The sequence below is a fragment of the Polaribacter sp. BAL334 genome, assembly GCF_015767435.1.
Lineage (GTDB): Bacteria > Bacteroidota > Bacteroidia > Flavobacteriales > Flavobacteriaceae > Polaribacter.
The window spans coordinates 1-764 of sequence record NZ_JADWOV010000256.1 but is presented as its reverse complement, the minus strand read 5'-3'; the positions used below and the strand labels follow the sequence as shown (position 1 = coordinate 764).

Sequence of the window (764 nt, the reverse complement as noted above, 5' to 3'; positions counted from 1 at the left end):
TTGTGTACAATATTGAGAGTTACCACCACTAAAATTTAAGTTAGGTTGCAAGCTTTGAGCATTCCAGCTTATCAATAAGGCTTCGTAATTTGAATCTGAAAGTGTTGCATTGTTAAACATATTTGTTAGGTCTGTTACATTTTCAATGTTCCAAGCACTTAAATCCTGATCAAAGGCTATTGCATTATTAAACATTGCAAACATATTGGTTACAGAAGCTGTATTCCATGAACTAATATCTTGATTAAAAGAAATAGCAGAAGCAAATAAAGCTGACATATTTGTAACATTACTGGTATCCCATAAACTCAAATCTTGATTAAATGAAGTAGCTGCAGAAAACAAAAAACTAATGTCTGATACTTTAGAAATATCCCATGAACTGATATCTTGGTTAAAAGAAGACGCGGCATAAAACATTCCAGACATATTTGTGACTGAAGATAAATTTGGCGTATCTGTAGCGTTTATAACCAAATTTTCACAATCACGAAATGCATTTCCCATGGAAGTCCAATTTGTAGTTCCCCATTGTTCTACAGATAAAATTTTGGATTCTTCACCAGAAGTAAAAAAATAAATTCTAGGAAAATCTCCTCTTATATTTATTGTATAAGTTCCTGCTGTGACAAAGTCATGTGTAATATTTCCTGTTACTCCTAAATCGTCAAAAACACCATCATTATCCCAATCCACATCGTAATTATAAGTTTCCCCTGAAAATGTGGGAATCGAAATGGAAGTTGAGTTTGATGTACCTGGAT

General features: G+C 32.7%; 1 protein-coding gene. It reads right to left on the bottom strand.

The features are described from left to right. Positions 1–764, bottom strand: a 764-nt coding sequence (locus IU405_RS05120) for a BspA family leucine-rich repeat surface protein (RefSeq protein WP_197437539.1), incomplete at both ends; no start/stop codon positions are given.